Here is a 21090-nt window from a genome sequence, read left to right as displayed (position 1 = left end):
CATGGGCCCGCCGGCAGCGGCGGGTGGGACCTGTACATGCCGTACATGCGGTATATGCCGTATATGCCGAAGTCACCTCAAGGAGCGAGCCATGTTGCGCGACAGTCATGCATTCAGCGGATACTCGGTGGACGACATCGCGAAGGCAACGAACTTCTACGGCGGCACGCTGGGCCTGGAAGTTTCCCAGACCGGGGGCTTGCTGACGCTGTATCTTGCCGGTGGCCACAACGTGTTGCTCTATCCCAAGCCCAATCATTCGCCCGCCACATTTACCGTGCTGAATTTTCCAGTGGCCAGTGTGGACCGCGCGGTGGAGGAACTCGGCAAGCGCGGCGTGCGGTTCGAGATCTACGACCTGCCGGGGTTGAAGACGGATGAGCGCGGGATCTGCCGGGATAGCGGCGGTCCCGTCATCGCGTGGTTCAAGGATCCGGCGGGCAATATCCTCTCGGTACTCGAACCGATGTAGATCCTGGCCCGATGCCGGTCGCCTGGCGCGCGGCACGACAGGCAGCGCGCGCTGTCGTGGCCGACCGGCGCGCGCAACATTTGGCTGTAATCGGGACGGTACCCTGAAGCCCGAAGCGATTTTGGTAGGATGCAGGCCTTTCCATCCACGGTGCGCCAGCAGGTTGCGCCGGAATGTGACTCCGCCCAATGTTGCTTGCTTCATGAATCTGGCCCAGATCAAGACCCTCGCCGCCGGGCAGCTTGCCCGCCTGCGCCGCCCTACGCGGCGCGGTGTCCTCAAGGCGCTGGCTGCCGTGCCGGCACTGTTCCTGCTGTATGTGCTGCTGTTGATTCCGTTCACGCCGGGCATCAGCGACATCCGCAAGGCCAAGTCGGACCAGCCCGCGCAAGTGCTCTCGGCCGACGGCAAGGAACTGGCCGTGTACAAATGGGCCAACCGCGAATGGGTCAGGCTGGCCGATATCTCGCCCAATGTGACGGTTGCGCTGATCGCCACCGAGGATCACCGCTTCTACCAGCACTTCGGCCTGGACTGGCGGCGCATGGGTTCGGCAGCCCTGCATACCTTTTCCGGAGCCCGGCAGGGCGGCTCCACCATCACGCAGCAGCTTGCCCGCAATCTCTACCCGGATGAAATCGGCCGCGCGCCCACGCTCACGCGCAAGCTCAAGGAAGCCATCACCGCGTTGAAGATCGAGGCGCTCTATACCAAGGACGAGATTCTCGAAACCTATCTCAATACGGTGCCGTTCCTGTACAACGCATACGGCATCGAGATGGCGGCGCGCACCTACTTCGACAAATCCGCCCGCGAGCTGGATATGCTGCAGAGCGCCACGCTGATCGGCATGCTCAAGGGCAACAGCTACTACAACCCGGTCATCAATCCCGAGCGGGCCGTGCAGCGGCGCAATACCGTGCTGGCGCAGATGGTCAAGTACCAGAAGCTGGAGCCGGCGAAGTACGAAGCGCTGAAGAAGCGGCCCCTGCGCATCGACTTCGAGCGCCAGACCGAGCCGCCGGGGCCGGCGCCGCACTTCGCGCAGCAACTGCGCAAATGGCTGATCACCTGGGCGGACCGCAACGACTACAACATCTACACCGACGGCCTGGTGGTGCGTACCACCATCGATTCGCGCCTGCAGGCGATGGCCAACCAGGCCGTGGCGCGCCAGGGCAACCAGTTGCAGGGTATCGCGAACGCAGCCTGGGCACCGCGCTCGGGCTGGGCCGCCAATAAGGAGCTGGTGCAGGCCTTCGTGCGCGAGACGCCGGAGTACCGGTCGGCACGCGATTCCGGGCTGGCACCCGAGGCGGCCATGAAACAGTTGCTGGCGGATAGCGCCTTCATGCAGGCGCTGCGCCAGTCGAAGACCCGCATCCAGGCCGGCTTCCTCGCGCTGGACCCGCGCAGCGGCGAGATCAAGGCATGGGTGGGCAGCCGCGATTTCAGCCTGGATGCCTTCGACCACGTGCAGCAGGCGCAGCGCCAGCCGGGCTCCACTTTCAAGCCATTTGTCTACGGCGCGGCGTTCGCGCAAGGCGCCAGCCCCGACGACACCTTTGTCGACCAGGCCGTGGAAATCCCGCTGGCCGGCGGCGAGGTCTGGCGGCCTTCCGACGACGGCCCGCCCAGCAGGCGCGCCATGAGCTTGCGCGACGGCCTGGTGTATTCCAAGAATACGATCACCGCCCAACTGATGCAGAGCGTGGGCCCGGCCAAGGTGGCCAAGGTGGCCCGCGCCATGGGCGTGCGCCAGAGCCGGCTCGACATCGTTCCCTCGCTGGCGCTGGGTACCAGCCCCGTTACCTTGAAGGAGATGGTCTCGGCCTACGGCACCATCGCCAACCAGGGGGCCTACCTGGAGCCGATGATGGTCACCCGCATCGAGGACCGCAAGGGCGAGGTGCTGGAGACGTTCCACCCCGCATCGCCCGAGCAGGCACTGCCCCTGGCCACGGTGCAGACGCTGCTGGATGTCATGCGCGGCGTGATCGACCGGGGCACGGGCATGAGCATCCGCACCCGCTTTGGCATTCGCGCGGATGTGGCCGGCAAGACCGGCACCACGCAAGACAACGCGGATGGCTGGTTCATCATGATGCATCCGCAACTGGTGGCCGGCGCCTGGGTCGGTTTCAACGACAGCCGGGTGACGCTGCGCAGCGACTACTGGGGCCAGGGCGCGCACAGCGCGCTGCCCATGGTGGGCGACTTCTTCCAGCGCTCGCTAAGGGCCCGCGCGATCGATCCCAATGTCCGCTTTGTGAAGTACGAAGAGACCGGTACCTTCGACGCGCTGGGCGGGGCCATACGCGGCTGGTTCCAGCGCCTGTTCGGGCCGGCCCCGAAGCCGGAAGCCCCGCCTGCGCCGCGGCGCGCGGCGGCGGCGCCGCCGCCGCCGCTGCCGCCCGAAACGGAGCCTGCGCTCGAGGCTGGCGCGGTGCTGCCGGCAGCGCCTGCGGCGTTGCCGCCCGGCGGTGCCAGCGTGCCCTCGGGGCGGGAACTTGCGGATGCCGTGCCGGGCACGGCATCCGCAAGTTCGCCGGCGAGTGCGCCTGTCGAGGCCTCGCCAGGCGCGCCGCCCGATGCGTCACGCGTGCGGGAGGCGCCGGCAGCCGGTGCTGCCGCATCCGCGCAGGATGCGGCCGTGGCGCCGGCAGGCGAAGGCAGCGTGCCCTGACGCCAGGCATCGGGCTCAGGCAAGCCGGGCGTCGTCGGCGATCGCGGTTCGGAAGAGCCTGGCAAGCCGCGTCGCGGCAAGCGAGATGGCAATCCGGCACCGTGCGCGCACTGTTTCTGGCCATATCGCTTACCATATCGGTTTGACCGCCGTATCCCTGTGACGCGATCTGGCCGGCCTGGCTGTTGTGTTTCCGCAATGCAAGTGCGGGAAGCGGCGCTGGCATGCCAGCCTTGCGGCCGCTTTTCTGCCCGGTGGACCTTTTTCCCGATGAACAACAATCCGAACAATGCTCGTGGCGAGCCTCCCGCTCCACATACCTGGGACGCCCGTCTGGCGCGCGCGCTTGTGCGCCCGCTCAAGGACTCCCGGGTCACCCCGAACCACCTGACCACCCTGCGGCTGCTGATTGGCCTCGCCGGCGTCGGCTGCCTGATGCAGGGCGGTTTTGCCTGGACGAACTACGGTGCCCTGCTGATCGTGATCTCCAATTTTGTGGATCATACCGACGGCGAGTTGGCGAGAATTAGCGGGAAATCTAGCAAGATAGGTCATTTTTACGACCTGGCAAGCGATGCGCTGATTACGATCCTGCTGTTCGTGGGCATGGGCGTGGCCATCTCGGAGCAGCCCGCGACGGGGGCGTTGCCGCCGGTGCTGCAAGGCACGCTGGCGGGCGTGGCCGTGGCGCTGATCTTCTTCCTGCGCATGCGTATCGAAGAGCGGGCAGGGAAAAGCGGGACGAAGCAGGCATCGGCCGCGGGATTCGAGACCGAAGACGTGCTTTACCTGCTGCCGCTTGTCACGCTGACCGACGGCATCGCGCCGTTCCTGACGGCGGCATCGATCGGCGCGCCGTTGTTCGCGGCCTGGGTCATCGTCGACTACTGGCGCGTAATGCGGCGCGGCGAGCCGGCCAGGGTTTCCACTTCGACGAAGACCTAAGCGACCAAGCGACCCGATGAGCGAGCAAGCTACCAACGAGATCACGCTGGACGACCCGTCCATCCCGGCTCCCGCGACGGCTTCGCCACGCCCGAAGCCGGCCACGCCCAACCCCGACGCCGCCGTGGCCAGCCGCACCGGCAAGCTGGACAACGCGAAGCTGCGCGCCGATTTCGTGCGGCAGGGCGCCTTCCTGCACCTGGAGGACTTCCTGGCGCCGGAAGTCACCGCGCAACTGGTTGCCAGCGCCCGCGCGCTGGTGCCCAGGATCAACCGCAACTACTTGCCCGGCCACAAGCAGGGCGGCAGCGTCAGCCGCCACACTATCGACGAACTGGCGCCGTTTATCGCCGAACTGTATCGCTCGAAGACGCTGATCGGCTGGCTGGAGCAGATGTGCGGCGAACAACTGCGGCTGTCGCCGGACACCGATGCACACGCCTACGCGCTGTATTACTACACACGTCCCGGTGATCACATCGGCTGGCATTACGACACCTCTTATTACGACGGCCGCCGCTACACGCTGCTGCTGGGCGTGATCGAAGAATCCTCGTGCCGGCTCGATTACGAACTGCACACGCGCGATGCGGATGTGCCCGATGAGCCGGGTTCGGTGCAGACCACCCCCGGCGGGCTGGTGTTCTTCGACGGCGACAAGCTGCGCCACCGTATTACGCCGGCCGGCGCCAACGAGATGCGGGTGTCGCTGACCTTCGAGTACGTCACCGATCCGGGCATGCGCCCGTGGCTGCGATTTATCTCCAATATGAAGGACGCGATCGCCTATTTCGGCTTCAGGCAGGTATTCAGGAAACTGGTCCCGGGCCAGAAGCGCCGCACATGACCCGAGCCGCCATGCTATTCCTGTCGATCGGCGCGGCGCTTTTCGTCGCGCTGCTCGCCTGGCAGGGATTCGGCTCCGTCGCGTCGACGTTCATGTCCGCGGGCTGGGGCCTGGTGGTGGTTGTCGCGTTCCACCTGGTGCCGCTGGTGCTGGACGCTGGCGCCATCTTTGTCCTGTTCGACCGTCGGGCCGGGCACGGCACCATGCGCGACGCACTGCGCGCGCGCTGGGCGGGCGAGTCGGTGAACAGCCTGCTGCCTGCCGGGCAGATCGGCGGGCCGGTGCTGATGGTGCGCTACCTGGCGCAGCGCGGCACGCGCATGCGCGATGCCGCTGCCGCCATTACGGTCAGCACCACCATGCAGGCGCTCGCGCAGTTGGTGTTCGCGTTTATCGGCCTGGCGCTGTTTGCCTTGTATGGCGGGCACGATGCGCTTTCGGATCTGCGCACGCCTACCCTGATCGTCACGGCTGTGCTGGCCTTGTGCATCGTGGCGTTCTACGTGATCCAGACGCGGGGTTTGTTCGGCCGGGTCCTGCGCGTGCTGTCCAGGCTGTTCGGCAAGCGCGACTGGTCCGGCCTGACGATGCGCGCCGATGCCGTGGATGCGGCCGTGCATGGCATATACCGCGACGGCCGCAAGGTGGCGAGCACCTTCGCGCTGAGCCTGGCCGGCTGGCTGGTCGGCACCGGCGAAGTCTGGCTGGCCCTGCATTTCCTGGGGCATCCGGTCAGCTGGCTCGATGCCTTGCTGCTGGAGAGCGTCGGGCAGGCCATTCGCGGCGCGGCCTTCGCCATTCCGGGGTCGCTGGGCGCGCAGGAAGGCGGCTACCTGCTGCTGGCCCCCATCGTCGGCCTGCCGCCGGATGCGGCACTGGCGCTGTCACTGGCCAAGCGCGCCCGCGAGATCGGGTTCGGCGCGCCGGGGCTGCTGTTTTTACATTTGAGTGAACGGAAATTCCAGCGGCGGCGTGCGGCCACGCCCGCTGAATCCCTGAAGTAGGTGGTGGTGGACCTGGCGGTGCGGCAACGCGCGCAAGTCAGGCCAGACACCGTGCGGTTTCAGTGATTCAGCGGGCCGGTCGCGTGCTGCCGATTGATTGATGCAATTTGCATGGGTGCGGAGAACGAATGCGAGCAATCATCCTTGCCGCGGGCCTGGGCCTGCGACTACAGCAACAGCCCGGGGAGCAGTTCCCGAAGTGCCTGCTGCGTTTTGACGGTATCACCCTGCTGGAGCGGCATCTGCGCATGCTGGATGCGGCGGGTGTGGACGAGATCGTGCTGGCGCTGGGTTTCCAGCCCGGGCACGTGGAAGCCGAACTGGACCGGCTCGGGCGCGACCCCTACCCGGAAATCGTGCTGAACCCACGCTACGACCTGGGCAGCGTGCTGACCGTGCATACGGTGGCCGATGCGCTCACGCGCGGCGGCGACGTGCTGCTGATGGACGCCGACGTGCTCTACGACGAGCGCATCCTCAGCGCGCTGGTGGCTGGCGACACCACCAACCGCCTGCTGATCGACCGCGATTTCGAAGCCGGCGACGAGCCGGTCAAGCTGTGCGTGAAGGATGGTATTCCGGTGGAGCTGCGCAAGCAGCTCGCGGTTGGCCTGGCGTACGACACCATTGGCGAATCGGTCGGGTTCTTCCGCTTCCAGGAGCAGACGGCGCGCCGCCTGGCGCAGATCGTCCAGGGCTATGTCGACAGCGGCCGCTCGAACATGCCGCATGAAGAAGCCGTGCGCGACCTGCTGCTCGAAGGCGGCCATGTATTCGATATCGCCGATGTGAGCGGCGCGCCGTGGATCGAGATCGATTTCCCGAACGATGTCGCGCGCGCGCGCGACGAAGTCTTGCCTGAATTGCAGCCGCTGGTTGGAGTACCGCAATGAACGCGATCGACCCGATTTTCTCGACTACCACCCGCACTGCCCGCCTGCGCCAGATGATTGTGGGCAACGAGCTGGAATTCATGATGGAAGCGCACAACGGGCTGTCCGCCCGCATCGTGCGCGAAGCCGGCTTCAAGGCCATCTGGGGTTCCGGCCTGGCCATCTCCGCCCAGTACGGCGTGCGCGACAACAACGAAGCGAGCTGGACCCAGGTCGTCGACACGCTGGAGTTCATGGCCGACGCCAGCGACCTGCCGATCCTGCTCGACGGCGACACCGGCTACGGCAACTTCAACAATGTGCGCCGCCTGGTGCGCAAGCTCGAGCAGCGCGGCATTGCCGGCGTCTGTATCGAGGACAAGCAGTTTCCCAAGACCAACAGCTTTATCGACGGCGAGCGCCAGCCGCTCGCCGAGATCGATGAGTTCTGCGGCAAGATCAAGGCCGGCAAGGATTCCCAGTCGGACGACAACTTCTCCATCGTCGCCCGCGTGGAAGCGCTGATCGCGGGCTGGGGCATGGACGAAGCATTGCGCCGCGCCGAAGCCTACCGCCAGGCCGGCGCCGACGCCATCCTGATCCACAGCAAGCTGTCGCGCCCGGACGAGATCCTGGCGTTCGCGCGCGAGTGGGCGGGCCGCGGCCCGCTGGTGATCGTGCCGACCAAGTACTACAGCACGCCGACCGACGTCTTCCGCAAGGCCGGCATCAGCGTGGTGATCTGGGCCAACCACCTGATCCGCGTGGCGGCATCGTCGATGCAGGCTGTGGCCAAGGAAATCCACGACAGCGAGACGCTCGTCAACGTCGAAGACCGCATCGCCACCGTCAACGAGATCTTCCGCCTGCAGGATGCCGGCGAATACTCGGCCGCCGAGAAGATGTACCTGTCCGGCTCGCAGGCGCCGGGCGCGGCCGTGGTGCTGGCGGCCAGCCGTGGCACGGGGCTGGAGCCCCTCACGGAAGACCGGCCGAAGGTGATGCTGCCGGTGGCAGGCAAGCCGCTGCTGCGCTGGCTGGTGGATGCCTTCAAGAAGCAGTCGATCAACGATATCACCGTGGTGGGCGGCTACCAGGCCAAGGCCATCGACACGGCGGGCGTCAAGCTGGTGCTCAACGAGCAGTACGCGCAGACCGGCGAGCTTGCGTCGCTGGCGTGCGCGGCCGATGCCTTGCATACCGACACCGTGATCGCCTACGGCGACCTGCTGTTCCGCAGCTATATCCTGCGCGACCTGCTGGAGAGCGACGCGCCGTTCAGCGTGGTCGTGGACTCCTCGCTTAGCACGGAATCGAACCGGAGCGTGCGCGACTTTGCCTACTGCTCCGCGCCGGACGACCGCGACCTGTTCGGCCAGAAGGTCTTGCTGCGCCATGTGTCCAGCAAGGGCCAGGAGCCGGGCGCCGGACAAGCGCAGGTGCCGCACGGCCGCTGGATCGGGCTGTTGAACGTGCGCGGCGAAGGGCGCGAGCGCCTGCAAAAGCGGATCGCCGAGCTGCGCACGCGCGACGATTTCAACACGCTGGACATGCCCGCGCTGCTCAATGCGCTGGTCGCAGCCGGCGAAGAGATCGAAGTGAAGTACGTGCACGGCCACTGGCGCGGCGTGAACGACCTCGACGATTTCCGCCGCGCGGGCGATTTCGCGCACACGCAAACGCCGTTCGCGGTTGGCGCAACGGACGCAGGGGAAGCCCGGTGATCGAAGCGGCACAGTTTGTCGAGGCCGCGCGCGCACGGGGCTTCGACTGGTATGCCGGCGTGCCTTGCTCGTACCTGACGCCGTTTATCAACTACGTGCTGCAGGACCCGACGCTGCATTACGTATCGGCGGCGAACGAAGGCGATGCGGTGGCGCTGATCGCCGGGGTGACGCTGGGCGCGCAAGACGGACGGCGCGGCATCACCATGATGCAGAACTCTGGCCTGGGCAACGCGGTGAGCCCGCTGACCTCGCTCACCTGGACCTTCCGCCTGCCGCAGTTGCTGATCGTTACCTGGCGCGGGCAGCCTGGCGTTGCCGACGAGCCGCAGCACGCGCTGATGGGACCGGTCACGCCGGCCATGCTCGACACCATGGAGATCCCGTGGGAGACCTTCCCGACCGATCCGGCCGAGGTGGGCCCGGCGCTGGATCGCGCGGTGGCGCATATGGATGCTACCGGCCGTCCATACGCGCTGGTCATGCAGAAAGGCAGCGTTGCGCCTTACGAACTGAAGCAGCAGGAGCGGCCCGTGCCGCGCGCCAGATGCACGCCGGTTTCGGCGGTGCGAGGCGCAGCGCAGGACGGCCTGCCTGCGCGCCGCGATGCCCTCCAGCGCGTGATCGCGCATACGCCCCTCGGCAAGACGGTGGTGCTGGCATCCACCGGTTTCTGCGGGCGCGAGCTCTATGCGCTCGATGACCGCGCCAACCAGTTGTACATGGTGGGCTCGATGGGTTGCCTGACGCCGTTCGCGCTTGGGCTTGCCCTCGTGCGTCCGGACCTGAAGGTGGTGGCCGTCGACGGCGACGGCGCGGCGCTCATGCGCATGGGCGTGTTCGCCACGCTCGGCGCTTATGGCCCGGCCAACCTCACGCACGTGCTGCTCGACAACGGCGCCCATGATTCCACCGGCGGCCAGGCGACCGTGTCGCCCAATGTCTCGTTCGCCGGCGTGGCGGCCGCTTGCGGATATGCCTCGGCGGTGGAAGGCGACCAGCTCGGCATGCTCGACGAGGCGCTCTCTGCTGCGGTGCAAGAATCCCCTGCCGGCCCGCGTTTCGTGGCGCTGTCGATCCGTGCCGGCACGCCGGACGGCCTGCCGCGCCCGACCATAACCCCCGTCGATGTGAAGACGCGCCTCGCGCGCCATATCGGCGCCGATCAAGGAGAGAAGTAAATGCTGCTACTCAACCCGGGTCCCGTGACCTTGTCGGAGCGCGTGCGCCAGAGCCTGCTGCAGCCCGACCTGTGCCACCGGGAAAGCGAGTTCTTCGATCTGCAGGACGAGGCGCGCGCGCGCCTGCTGGATATCTACAAGCTGGATCCCGCCGAATGGTCCGCGGTGCTGATGACGGGTTCCGGCACGGCGGCGGTCGAGAGCATGATCGCCGCGCTGGTGCCGGAGCAGGGCAAGCTGCTGATCGTCCAGAACGGCGTGTACGGCGAGCGCATTACGCAGATCGCCACGCAGTACCGCATTGCCCACGAGGTGGTCGCGCACGACTGGATGCAGGCCCCCGATCTCGGCCGCATTGCCGCCGCGCTCGACGCGGACCGCGCCATCACCCACGTGGCGGTGATCCACCATGAAACCACCACCGGCCGCCTGAACGACCTGCAAGCCCTCGACGCCCTGTGCCGCGCGCGCAATGTCGGCCTGCTGGTCGACGGCGTGAGCAGCTTCGGCGCGGAGGCGATCGATTTCGGCGGCAGCATCGCCGCGGTGGCGGCCACGGCCAACAAATGCCTGCATGGCGTGCCCGGCGCGTCCTTTGTCATTGTGCGGCGCAACGCGCTGGAACAGGCCGCCAGCCGGACCTACTACCTGGATCTCGGGCGCCTGGCGCGGCTGCAGGACCAGCGCAACACGCCGTTCACGCCGTCGGTACAGGCCTATTACGCGCTGGTGGAAGCCTTGCGCGAACTGCAGGACGAAGGTGGCTGGCGCGCGCGGCACGCGCGCTATGCGGCGCTGGCGGAACGCGCCCGCGCCGGGCTGGAGGCCCTGGGCATGCCGGCCCTGTGGCCGTCGGAGCAGTCCTCCGTGGTGTTGCGTGCCTACCGTTTGCCGGCTGGCCTGACGTACCCGCAGTTGCACGATGGCCTGAAGGAGCGCGGTTTTGTTATCTACGCGGGGCAGGGCGGCCTGTCGGCGGAGCTGTTCCGTATTTCCACGATGGGGAATATCCAGATGGATGACATCGAGCGTTTGCTGCAGGGCTTCAAGGCATTGACGCAGTAATCGCGCCGGCTGGTGCCGTTGTTATTTGTCACCGGCATTTTGTTTTTGCGGGCAAAGCACTAGCATGGGGTAATGGATGCGGCATTCCGGGTCCCGGACGTTGCCGCATCCAGCTGATTCTTGCGGAGGAATATAGCGATGCGTCGCCGTTTCCGCCTTGCCCTTGCCGGTTCCGGCAGCGCCGCCATTGCGATATCGGCAGCGCTTGTCCTCGCCACGGTCGTGCCGGGGAGCGCCGCGGCGGCTGGCCCCAGCGAGGCGCCCGCTGCCGCCGCCGGCGTTGACCGCTCTTCGCCGGATCGCATGGTCCGCGCCGCCGTCGAAGGCGTCATCTCCACCATCCAGGCCAACCCCGAAACCCGCAGCGGCGATCTCGACAAGATTACCGGCGTGGTGCGCAAACAGTTCCTGCCCTATACCGATTTCAAGCGCACCACGCGGCTTGCCGTCGGCAACGCCTGGCGCAGCGCCTCGCCGGAGCAGCAAAAGCAACTCTACGAACAGTTCGAGACACTACTGGTGCGCAGCTACGCGCTCTCGCTGTCGCAAGTGCRCGACCAGGCACTGAAATTCACCTATAGACCGGCGCGCTCCAGCGGCAACGATGTGGTGGTCGAATCCAGCCTGTTCAACAAAGGCGACGAAGTAAAAATCGATTACCGCCTGCAACGCGGCCCCGCGGGCTGGGCCATCTACGACATCAACATGAGCGGTGCCTGGCTGATCGAGATCTATCGGCGGCAGTTCGCCGACATCGTTGCGCGCAGCGGCATCGATGGCCTGGTCAAGTACCTGGTCAGCCATAACGCCGCTTGACGTCTGGCGCTACGCCTGCGTTGGATTTCGCCCGGCGATCAGCCGCGGCTCGCTACCGGGCACGCCAATCCACATGGCAACCCCGCTAGCGACCAGCATGCCCGCCAACAGATACAACGCATTGTCCATGCTGCCGGTGTGCGTCTTGATCTGGCCAATGACCCAAGGGCTGACAATGCCGCTGGTAATCCCGATGCTGCTGATAAAGGCAATCCCGGCAGCCGCTGTATGCGCAGGCAGGTGGCTGGGCGGCAATGCCCAGAAGATCGGCAGCGCGGCAAAGATCAGCACGGTCGCCACGGACAGCAGCGCGAGCATCGCCGCGAAGCTGTGCGGATGCAAGGTCAGCAACGCCAGTGCCAGCGCGCCGCCAGCCGTGCAGGCCAGGAAATGGCGATGCCGCTCGCCGCGCCGGTCCGAGTTGCKGGCAATCAGGATCAGGCCGACCGCGCCGATTGCATTCGGGATGACGGAATACAGGCTGATCGACATCACGTCGGTAATGCCAAAGTCCCGGATCATCAGGGGCATCCAGAAGCTCAGGGCGAGCGAGCCGCAGGTCAGCGAAAAGTAGATGAACGCGAACAGGTAGATGCGCGGGTTGCGCAGCGCCTGCACCAGCGCGCTGTAGGCGTGCGCATGCGTGGCGTTCCCGGCCGGGCCGTTGTGCGCGGCGAGGAAGGCCTTCTCCTTCTCGGTGAGCCAGCTCGCTTGCTGCGGGCCATCGACCAGGCACACCGCGGCGATCAGCCCGAGAACGATGGCGGGCGCGCCTTCGATGGCGAACATCCACTTCCAGCCGTAGAGGCCGAGCACGCCGGCCATGTCGCGCATGATCCAGCCCGAGATCAGCCCGCCCAGTACGCCTGCCACGGCAACCCCGGCAAAGAAGATCGCCATCACCGCCGCGCGCCGCCGCGCCGGGAACCAGTAGGTCAGGTACAGCACGATGCCAGGGAAGAAGCCCGCCTCGAACACACCGAGCAGGAAGCGCAGCGCATGGAAGTGCGTGGGGGTGGACACCCACATCATGCCGACCGAGGCCAGGCCCCACAGCAGCATGATGCGGGCAAAGGTGCGGCGCGCGCCGAAGCGGGCCAGCAGCATATTGCTGGGCACCTCGCACAGGACGTAGCCGACGTAGAACACGGCTGCGCCCAGCCCGTACATCGCATCGCTGAAGCCGAGGTCCTGCTTCATCTGCAACTGGGCAAAACCGATATTGATGCGATCGAGGAAGGAGATGACGTAGCAGACGAACAGGAAGGGGATGATGCGCAGCCAGATCTTCCGATAGAGCGCGTCTTCGTCGCGCACGGCAGCAGGCTGGGGCGCGACGGCCCCTGCAGAGGAATAAGTCATGGATGGTCTCCGGGAACGCGGGCTTTGATCGTTGAATAGCCCTGGATGCCGACGTCTTGCGCGCCTGGGCAAAGAGTGGAAGCGGCGGGCGCGGCCCGCCGCGATCAGGCTTGCGCCATGCGATCCTGCGCCGCGCCCTCCCGCGCCAGTTGCATGGCCGAGAGCAGCGTGCCGTGGTCGCCGATATGATTGGCCAGCAGCAGGATCAGCCGCGCATTGACCGCCCGGCTCTGGCCGTCGTCGAGATCGCGGTGCATGTCGATCAAGGCTTCGTAGAAGTCGTCGGGGCGCGTCAGGTTGGGGTCTGTGTTGAGTGCCATCGCTCTGTCTCCGATTCGGCATGTCGCCGGAATTTCTATGCCGCCACGGCGGCAGCCGCTTGCGTCGCTGGTGCCACTGCTGCCGCTCCTGCCTCCTGCATGCGCGGCGCCTTGCCGGTTGCGCGGGCCAATGCCTGCTCGATGCTTGCGGCGTCAGCCTGCCGCCAGCGCGCGCACACATGCTGGTCCGGGCGGATCAGGTACAGCGTGCCGGGCTGCGCGCCGTAGCGCTGTGCCGCCAGGCCTTCGATATCGCGCAGTACAGTTACGCCTTGCGTTGCGGCGGCTTGCCCGGCGGCCACTTCGCCGCCGTCGACCACGACCACCTTGAGCGGCAACGCGCCTTGCCGCAGGCGCTGCAGCGCTTGCAGGCTGTTGGCATCGAGCGCGCCAAAGACCAGGGCCGTGAACTGCCCGCCCAGCTGCGGCAACAGCCATCCCGGGCCTTGCTCCGTCGATACAGGCGCATCCACGCAGGCCGCGCCGGGCGTCATGCCGCCGGCAAACTCGCTAGTGTCGGGCGTATTGAGCGGCGAATCGTGCAACACGCAAGGCAGGGAAAGCCGTCCGCTGTTCACGAGCTGCCGTGCGAACGCATGCTGCCTCGACAGGTTCAGCACGGCATCGCGGAACACCTTGCTGACCGCGCTCTTCGGCGTAATGAAGTCGGTCGAACGCGTCGAGTTGCGGATGTTCTCGTCGGCGGCGTACTCGCGCTCGCTCGCATAGGTATGGAGCAGGCTGTCCGGCGCGTAGCCCTGGAGCACGAAGGCCAGCTTCCAGGCGAGGTTCTCCGCATCCTGCACGCCGCTGTTGGCGCCGCGCGCGCCGAACGGCGAGACGCCATGCGCGGAGTCGCCGGCAAACAGCACGTTGCCATGGCGGAAGCTGTCCATGCGCAGGCAGGAGAAGGTATAGACGCTGACCCACTCCAGCTCGAACTTCACATCGGGCCCGAGCAGTGCCTGCACGCGCGGAATCACGCGCTGCGGCGTCTTCTCCAACACGGGATCGGCATCCCAGCCGAGCTGGAAGTCGATGCGCCAGACATTGTCGGGCTGGCGGTGCAGCAGCACGGACTGGTTCGGATGGAAGGGCGGATCGAACCAGAACCACCGCTCGGTGGGGAATTCGGCTTCCATCTTGACGTCGGCGATCAGGAAGCGGTCCTTGAAGGTGCGACCCTTGCTGTCCAGGCCCAGCAGCTTGCGCAGCGGGCTGCGCGCGCCGTCGGCCGCCACCACGTAGCGGCCGGTGAGCGCGTAGGGGCCGTCCGGGGTATCGACGCTCAGCACCACGGTGGCGTCCGGCGTGCCGGCATGGCACTGCTCGACGCCCACCACCTTGTGCTTCCAGCGGATGTCCAGGTTCGGCAACTGGCGCGCGCGGTCGAGCAGGAAGCCCTCGACGTAGTACTGCTGCAGGTTGATGAAGGCCGGCCGCTGGTGCCCGGCTTCCGGCAGCAGGTCGAAGCTGTAGACCTGCTCGTCGCGCACGAAGACCTTGCCGACGTTCCAGCAGACGCCCTTGTCCACCATGCGGTCGCCACAGCCGAGCCGGTCGAAGATATCCAGCGTGCGCTTGGCGAAGCAGATCGCGCGCGACCCGCTCGACAGGGTGCAGTCATCGTCCACCAGCACGACCGGCACGCCCTGCCGGGCCAGGTCGATCGCGGTGGCCAGCCCGACGGGGCCGGCGCCGACGACGATGACGGGGTGAGGATTGCCTGCCTGTGCCAGCCGCTGCTCGGGGCAGGGCTGGTAATCAAATGACAGGTTCTGGTAGTCGTTGCTCATGCCTGTGTCTCCATCCACTCTGCTCGGCCATGCCTTGGTGGCCGTCCATGCGGCAATCAGCCTGCCGTGCCTTCAGTGCTGCAGCGCGGCCCACATTTCCTGGTCGCGCTGCGCGGTCCAGATGCGCGGATGGGCGATGCCGCTGGCCTCGTCGAAGGCGCGCGACACGTCGAACGGCAGGCAGTGCTCGTAGATGAAGACATGGCCGAACTTCGGGTCCATCGACTTGCGCGTATGGGCCATCGCGTTCTTCAGGTCGAGGCGGTCCACCACCGCTTCCCTGCCGGCCTGGAACAGCGTGGTGACGAAATCCCTGGTGTATGCGATGCCCTTCCCGACCTCCTCCGGGTTGGTGAGGGCGGGGCCGCGTCCGGGAACCAGTTTCTCGGCGCCCAGTGCCTGCAAGGCATCGAGCGTGGCCGGCCACTGCGCAAGCTGCGCATCGCCGCAGTAGCACGCAGCGTCGTATTCCACCAGGTCGCCGGAGAACAGCACCTTCTGCGAAGGCAGCCAGACCACGGTGTCGCCCTTGGTATGGCCGGAGCCGAGGTGCGCGATGCGGACTTCGAGCTTGCCGAGGTACAGCGTGATTTCCTTCTCGAACACCAGCGTCGGCCAGGTCAGTCCGGGCACGGTCTCCACGCCGGCGAACAGGCGCGGGAAGCGCTCGATCTCCGATTTCATATCCGCCTCGCCGCGCTCCACGATCATCTCGTAGGTGCCGCGGCTGGCGATGACCTGCTGTGCGCCTTCGGCGAAATAGGCCGATGCGCCCAGCACGCGCACTGCGTGGTAGTGCGAGAGCACGACGTACTTGATGGGCTTGTCGGTGACCGCGCGGATCCTGGCGATCAGGTCCTGCGCCATGGCGGGCGTGGCGGTGGTGTCGACGATCAGCACGCCATCGTCGCCGATGATCACGCCCGAGTTGGGGTCGCCTTCGGCCGTGTACGCGTAGGCGTTCTCGGAGAGCTGGGTGAAGGTGATTTTCTTGGTTTCCAGGTCGGCCTGGGATGCGAATGCCTTGCTCATGCTTGCCTTTTCTCGTGTGTCTTGCGTGGGGGGGAAAGACGAGACAGGGGGTGCCGCCGGGCCGCATGGCGAAGACTGTCTCGCCCCGTATTGACTCTGTTACTGCACCGGTATCGGGGTAAGGCCATCTTAGAAATCGGAGAAAAATTAGTCAATAACAAATTGAATTGTTTTTGACTAAACCACAGAGAGGGCCGGATGCGGCACAGAAAACCAAGGGGAAACCCTGGGTCATAGCGGGAACGGGGCGCCGCGTCGATTACTATCTTGGTTTTCAAGCGAGAGGCGAATGGCACGATCAGCGGGCAACACGTCGGATGCCGGCGGCGGGGAGAAAGCGCAGCGCGGCATACAGAGCGTCGAAGTCGGCGGCCGCTTCCTGCGGGCGCTGGCGGATGTCCGTGCGCCCATGACCCTGGCCGACCTCGCGGCCAGCGTGGGGATCCCACCCCCGCAGGCGCACACTTACCTCGTCAGCCTTGTGCGGCTTGGCCTGATCAAGCGCGACCATCTCTCCGGGCGCTACGAGCCGGGTCCGCTGGCGCTGCAACTCGGCATGCTGCATCTCGATCACGATCCGGCGTACCGGGCAGCGGTGCCGCGCGTGGCCGCGCTTGCCGCGTCGTGCGGGTTCAGCGTGGCGATTTGCGCCGCCGGGCCGCAGGGGCCGACCATCGTCCGCTATGCGCATGCCGGTTCGCCCTTGCATGTGAACCTGCACGTCGGCTCGGTCATGTCGCTGTCGGCTACCGCGACCGGCCGCGTGTTCTGCGCGTTCCTTCCATCCGGGCAATGGCAGGCGATCTGGCAACAGCAGCAGCCGGGGGACACGCCCGCCGCCGCCTTCGGCGCCACCCTGGCCGCCATCCGCGAGCGCGGCATCGAGCGCAGCATCGATGCGCCGAGCCCGGCCGTCAGCAGTCTCAGCGTGCCGGTGCTCGACGCCACCGGCCGGCTGCGCCTGGCGCTGACCGTGGTGGGATCGAGCGGCGCCATCGACATGGATTGGCGGGGTCCCGTGGCACTGGCACTGCTCGACACCGCGGCGGCCATCCGTGACGCCATCGCCGGCACTCCCGCATGACCCCATGATCCCGACGACCATGCCCAACGACGATAGCCAGGGCGAAGCCGCCAAACCGCAGCGCGGCATCCAGTCGCTCGACAACACCGGCCAACTGCTGGCGGCGCTGGTGGCCGCGGGGCGGCCCCTGCCATTGCGCGATCTCGCGCGCGCGGCCGGCATGCCAGCCGCCAAAGCGTTCCCGCATCTCGTCAGCCTGCAGAAAATCGGCCTGCTGGCGCGGGACGCGGCGGGCAACTACCGGTCCGGCCCGCTGGGCCTCGAACTCGGGCTGATCGCCTTGCAGCGGCTATCGCCGACCCGCGAAGCCGAGCCGGAAGTGATCGAACTGGCGGGCACGACCAGCCTGAGCGTGGCCATGGCGGTGCTCGGCCCGCTGGGGCCAACGGTGGTCCGCCTGGAGGAAGCCGCGCGGCCGCAGCACGTCAGCCTGCGGGTCGGTACCGTGCTGTCGCTGGTCAATACGGCAATCGGCAGGCTGTTTGCGGCGCACTTGCCGGCGCACGTGTTGATCGGCCTGCTGGCCCAGGATGAACTTCGGCTGGCGGGTGTGCCGAAGGCGCAGGTCGTCGAAGCGGCCGGCGGCGCCGCCGAAACGCTCGCGCCGGCGTATGCCGCCCGGCTGGCGCAAATCCGCGCGCAGGGCATCGACAATGCACTGAGCCGGCCCGTCCCGGGGATCGACACGCTCGCCGCAGCCGTGTTCGACCATACCGGCAGCCTCGCGCTCGTCATCGCGCTGATTGGCACGACAGGCAGCTTCGATAGCGACACTGGTGGCGCGACGGCCAGCACCCTGTTGCAAGCGGCGCGGCGATTGTCGTGGCGGTTCGGCGCGATGGCGCCGGCCGTGGGGATCGGCCCTGGATGCTGATCGCCTGGCGCTTGCCGTCAAGCACCTGGCGCAGCGCCGCCGCCATGATGCCCGCCCGTCAGCGCACGGTCGACGCGTCCTGGCCGAACAACAGCCGCCTGGACGCTTCGTCGACCACCGGCGCGGTATTGATCGTCTTCGCCAGCGCATAGGCGCGCTCGGTGGCGGGGCGCGCGCGTATGCGGGCGAACCATGCTGCCAGGTGCGGGAAGTCTTCAAGATTCTGGCGCTGCCTTTCATGCGGCACGATCCACGGATAGCAGGCGATGTCCGCAATCGCGTAGTCGGCACCGCAGATGTACGCCCGCCCGTCCGCCAGGTGCTTGTTCAGCACGCCATACAGCCGCGCCGTTTCCTTCACGTAGCGCTCGATGGCATAGGGCAACGGCTCGGGCGCGTATTGCACGAAATGGTGGTTCTGGCCTGCCATCGGCCCGAGCCCGCCCACCTGCCAGAATAACCATTGCAGCGCCATATTGCGGCCACGCAGGTCCGCCGGGATAAAGCGCCCGGTCTTGTCGGCCAGGTACAGCAGGATCGCGCCCGACTCGAAGGTGGCGACCGGCTCGCCGCCATCGGCCGGCGCCAGGTCGACGATGGCCGGGATGCGGTTGTTGGGCGAGATCTCCAGGAAGGCCGGCTCGAACTGTTCGCCGCGGCTGATATTCACCGGGACCACGCGATAAGGCAGGCCGGCCTCTTCGAGAAACATCGTGATCTTGTGGCCGTTGGGGGTGGTCCAGTAGTACAGATCGATCATGGGGATGGTCCTGTTGTGGCGCATGGCATGCCCGGGAGAGCGGGACGCCTGGACGAGCTTGCGTGCAGGTGGATTATAGGATTGCCTCTTGCTGGCAATAAGGTCGATCCTACGTCAATGTATATACGTCCATGCATATCAAAGGGGGGGAATGAAGCTGCAAATCGCGAAATGGGGCAATAGCCTCGCGCTACGTATTCCAGCTGATTACGTTCGCCACGCTGGTCTTAACGAGGGCGACCAAGTGCAGGCCAACCTGACTGTCGACGGCGCTATAAGCATTCGCGCGGCCAAATGGGACCGGAAGGCTTTCGCGCAAGAACTGGAGTCGACGCGCGAGGCGATGCCGATGACGGAGTCAGTCATGGAGGAACTGCGGCACGGAGCACGCTACTGATGGTGTACTGGCGGCGCTCTACGTGAATGAGCCGATGAGTTCCGCTGTTTCTCGAGTTTTGAGCGCCTGGCGGAGCGCTCCTTATCGCCTGCCTCACGGGCTCACGTCTCAAGGGGTAACTCCGTCATAGTGCCGCGGCACACAGTGAAACGCCCCGCGCAAGGCGGGGCGTTCAACCGATCAACCAGTTCAACTGGCCTGGCGCGCTGGTTCACGCGAGCCGGCACCCGTGCTCACGCGAGCGCGGGGTAGTCGATATAACCTTCGGCGCCCGGGTGGTAGAAGGTCTCGGGCTGAGGCGCGTTCAGCGGCGCGTCGATCTGCAGGCGGCGCGGCAGGTCGGGGTTGGCGATGAACAACTGGCCAAAGGCCACCGCATCGGCTTCGCCGGCTTGCAGCACGTGCTCGGCCGTTTCCTTGGTCATCTTCTCGTTGGCGATATACGCACCGCCGAAGGCCTGCTTCAGCGCAGGGCCGAGGCGGTTGTCGCCGAGCGCTTCACGCGAGCAGATAAAGGCGATGCCGCGCTTGCCGAGTTCGCGCGCCACATAGCCGAAGGTGGCGCCGAGGTCGGAGTCGCCCATGTCGTGGATATCGGCGCGCGGCGCCAGGTGCACGCCCACGCGCGATGCGCCCCATACGTCGATGCAGGCGTCGGTCACTTCCAGCAGCAGGCGGGCGCGGTTCTCGATCGGGCCGCCGTAGGCGTCGGTGCGCTTGTTGGTGCTTTCCTGCAGGAACTGGTCGAGCAGGTAGCCGTTGGCGCCGTGCACTTCCACGCCGTCGAAGCCGGCGGCCTTGGCGTTTTGCGCGCCGTGCCGGTAGGCGGCGACGATGCCGGGGATTTCATCGGTCTCCAGCGCGCGCGGCGTGACAAACGGGCGCTTGGGGCGCACCAGGCTGACGTTGCCCGCGGCCGCGATGGCGCTGGGCGCCACCGGCAGTTCGCCGTCGAGGAAGACCGGGTCGGAAATGCGGCCCACGTGCCACAGTTGCAGGAAGATGCGGCCGCCGGCGGCGTGCACGCCATCGGTCACCTTTTTCCAGCCAGCGACTTGATCGTCGGACCAGATGCCCGGGGTGTCGGCGTAGCCGACGCCTTGCGGGGTGACGGCGGTGGCTTCGCTGAGGATCAGGCCCGCCGAGGCGCGCTGCACATAGTACTCGGCCATCAGGGCATTGGGCACGCGGCCGCCGCCGACTGCGCGCGAGCGCGTCAGGGGCGCCATGATGACGCGGTTGGGAAGATCGAGGTCGCCGATACGGATCGGATCAAAGAGTGTAGGCATGGCTATTGGTCTTGGTACCGAGGAGGGTGAAGCACCGTTGGTGCGGAATCGGCGCTAGCGCGCCGCTTGTGTTGCGCAGCGCAGGGCGCCGCCAGTTCCTACAGATCGCTATGCATGTGATCGAGGAAAGCCTGGATGGTCTCTTCGTTGCGCTTGAAAAAAATCCATTGGCCAACCCGCTTGGACGTCACCAGCCCGGCGCGCTGCAAGGTGGCGAGGTGAGCCGACACAGTGGATTGCGACAAGCCGGTGCGCGCGTCGATCAGGCCCGCGCAGACGCCCAGCTCAAGCGGGTAGTCCTGGATGGCGAAGTTCTCCTGCGGCGATTTCAGCCAGCCCAGGATATTGCGTCGCACGGGGTTTGCCAGCGCTTTGTGGATGGCGTCGATGTCGATCGGGTTCGCGTCGGGGGTGGCGTCAGGGTTCACTGCTGTCAGATTGTCAGGGAAGGGGTCGATGCTTCGCTGTCAGGCGAAACAAATATCTGCTTCTCACAAAATTAATATCGTCACTATACGATATACGTTCCGACTTCGCTGGCGTGATGAAAGCATCACCAATTGG

At 66.4% G+C, this 21090-nt stretch carries 20 protein-coding genes; 13 read left to right on the top strand and 7 right to left on the bottom strand.

Annotation, left to right across the window (positions count from 1 at the left end; genetic code table 11):
* Positions 1-91: 91 nt before the first annotated feature.
* From AC1DQ3_RS27985 to AC1DQ3_RS27940, 10 genes are all read left to right on the top strand, one after another.
* A complete protein-coding gene (locus tag AC1DQ3_RS27985) occupies positions 92-472 on the top strand; it encodes a VOC family protein (protein WP_477123408.1) in 381 nt (126 codons plus the stop codon).
* Positions 473-674: 202 nt separating this feature from the next.
* Positions 675-3158 (top strand): penicillin-binding protein 1A, encoded by a 2484-nt coding sequence (locus AC1DQ3_RS27980; protein ID WP_477123407.1) that lies wholly within the window; start codon positions 675-677, stop codon positions 3156-3158.
* A gap of 270 nt (positions 3159-3428) precedes the next feature.
* Positions 3429-4103, top strand: a complete 675-nt coding sequence (locus AC1DQ3_RS27975) for a CDP-alcohol phosphatidyltransferase family protein (RefSeq protein ID WP_477123406.1) — start codon at positions 3429-3431, stop codon at positions 4101-4103.
* 16 nt (positions 4104-4119) lie between these two features.
* Complete coding sequence (locus AC1DQ3_RS27970) at positions 4120-4950, top strand: HalD/BesD family halogenase (protein WP_477123405.1); 831 nt, start codon at positions 4120-4122, stop codon at positions 4948-4950.
* On the top strand, positions 4947-5954 hold the full coding sequence (locus AC1DQ3_RS27965) for a flippase-like domain-containing protein (protein ID WP_477123404.1): 1008 nt from the start codon (positions 4947-4949) through the stop codon (positions 5952-5954). The genes AC1DQ3_RS27970 and AC1DQ3_RS27965 overlap by 4 nt, the downstream gene beginning before the upstream one ends.
* 128 nt (positions 5955-6082) lie before the next feature.
* Positions 6083-6847: a phosphocholine cytidylyltransferase family protein gene (locus AC1DQ3_RS27960; protein ID WP_477123403.1), complete on the top strand. Its 765-nt coding sequence runs from the start codon at positions 6083-6085 to the stop codon at positions 6845-6847.
* Positions 6844-8550, top strand: coding sequence for a phosphoenolpyruvate mutase (gene aepX, locus AC1DQ3_RS27955; RefSeq protein ID WP_477123402.1), 1707 nt, complete (start codon positions 6844-6846; stop codon positions 8548-8550). The genes AC1DQ3_RS27960 and aepX overlap by 4 nt, the downstream gene beginning before the upstream one ends.
* Positions 8547-9731, top strand: coding sequence for a phosphonopyruvate decarboxylase (gene aepY / locus AC1DQ3_RS27950; protein ID WP_477123401.1), 1185 nt, complete (start codon positions 8547-8549; stop codon positions 9729-9731). Before aepX ends, aepY begins: the two co-directional genes overlap by 4 nt.
* A complete protein-coding gene (locus AC1DQ3_RS27945) occupies positions 9732-10796 on the top strand; it encodes a 2-aminoethylphosphonate aminotransferase (RefSeq protein ID WP_477123400.1) in 1065 nt (354 codons plus the stop codon).
* 138 nt (positions 10797-10934) lie between these two features.
* Positions 10935-11612 carry an MlaC/ttg2D family ABC transporter substrate-binding protein gene (locus AC1DQ3_RS27940; protein ID WP_477123399.1) on the top strand — a complete coding sequence of 226 codons (678 nt, stop codon included), beginning with the start codon at positions 10935-10937 and terminating at the stop codon, positions 11610-11612.
* Between the two features lie 9 nt (positions 11613-11621).
* On the opposite strand, the gene AC1DQ3_RS27935 is transcribed toward AC1DQ3_RS27940, so the two are convergent.
* From AC1DQ3_RS27935 to AC1DQ3_RS27920, 4 genes are all read right to left on the bottom strand, one after another.
* Positions 11622-12974 carry an MFS transporter gene (locus AC1DQ3_RS27935; protein WP_477123398.1) on the bottom strand — a complete coding sequence of 451 codons (1353 nt, stop codon included), beginning with the start codon at positions 12972-12974 and terminating at the stop codon, positions 11622-11624.
* Positions 12975-13078: 104 nt separating this feature from the next.
* A complete protein-coding gene (locus AC1DQ3_RS27930; RefSeq protein ID WP_477123397.1) occupies positions 13079-13294 on the bottom strand; it encodes a DUF2783 domain-containing protein in 216 nt (71 codons plus the stop codon).
* A gap of 35 nt (positions 13295-13329) precedes the next feature.
* Positions 13330-15090, bottom strand: coding sequence for an FAD-dependent oxidoreductase (locus AC1DQ3_RS27925; protein ID WP_477123396.1), 1761 nt, complete (start codon positions 15088-15090; stop codon positions 13330-13332).
* A gap of 72 nt (positions 15091-15162) precedes the next feature.
* Positions 15163-16122, bottom strand: coding sequence for an MBL fold metallo-hydrolase (locus tag AC1DQ3_RS27920; protein WP_477123395.1), 960 nt, complete (start codon positions 16120-16122; stop codon positions 15163-15165).
* A 289-nt stretch (positions 16123-16411) separates the two neighbouring features.
* Between AC1DQ3_RS27920 and AC1DQ3_RS27915 the strand changes: the two genes are divergently transcribed.
* Positions 16412-17206, top strand: a complete 795-nt coding sequence (locus AC1DQ3_RS27915; RefSeq protein ID WP_477123394.1) for an IclR family transcriptional regulator — start codon at positions 16412-16414, stop codon at positions 17204-17206.
* A gap of 4 nt (positions 17207-17210) precedes the next feature.
* Entirely contained in the window at positions 17211-18080 is an 870-nt protein-coding gene (locus AC1DQ3_RS27910; protein ID WP_477123393.1) for an IclR family transcriptional regulator, read from the top strand.
* Positions 18081-18138: 58 nt separating this feature from the next.
* Here AC1DQ3_RS27910 and AC1DQ3_RS27905 read toward each other — a convergent pair whose 3' ends face one another.
* Positions 18139-18840 (bottom strand): glutathione binding-like protein, encoded by a 702-nt coding sequence (locus AC1DQ3_RS27905; protein WP_477123392.1) that lies wholly within the window; start codon positions 18838-18840, stop codon positions 18139-18141.
* Between the two features lie 151 nt (positions 18841-18991).
* Between AC1DQ3_RS27905 and AC1DQ3_RS27900 the strand changes: the two genes are divergently transcribed.
* Positions 18992-19237, top strand: coding sequence for an AbrB/MazE/SpoVT family DNA-binding domain-containing protein (locus AC1DQ3_RS27900; RefSeq protein ID WP_477123391.1), 246 nt, complete (start codon positions 18992-18994; stop codon positions 19235-19237).
* A 233-nt stretch (positions 19238-19470) separates the two neighbouring features.
* Here AC1DQ3_RS27900 and AC1DQ3_RS27895 read toward each other — a convergent pair whose 3' ends face one another.
* Together AC1DQ3_RS27895 and AC1DQ3_RS27890 are read right to left on the bottom strand one after the other, a co-directional pair.
* Complete coding sequence (locus AC1DQ3_RS27895) at positions 19471-20526, bottom strand: alkene reductase (RefSeq protein ID WP_477123390.1); 1056 nt, start codon at positions 20524-20526, stop codon at positions 19471-19473.
* 98 nt (positions 20527-20624) lie between these two features.
* The gene (locus tag AC1DQ3_RS27890; RefSeq protein ID WP_477123429.1) at positions 20625-20921 is read right to left on the bottom strand and encodes an ArsR/SmtB family transcription factor; all 297 of its coding nucleotides are present in this window, start codon (positions 20919-20921) and stop codon (positions 20625-20627) included.
* Positions 20922-21090: the final 169 nt, after the last annotated feature.

This window comes from Cupriavidus sp. 01T418 (assembly GCF_056398885.1).
This window is presented reverse-complemented; position numbering and strand designations above follow the sequence as displayed.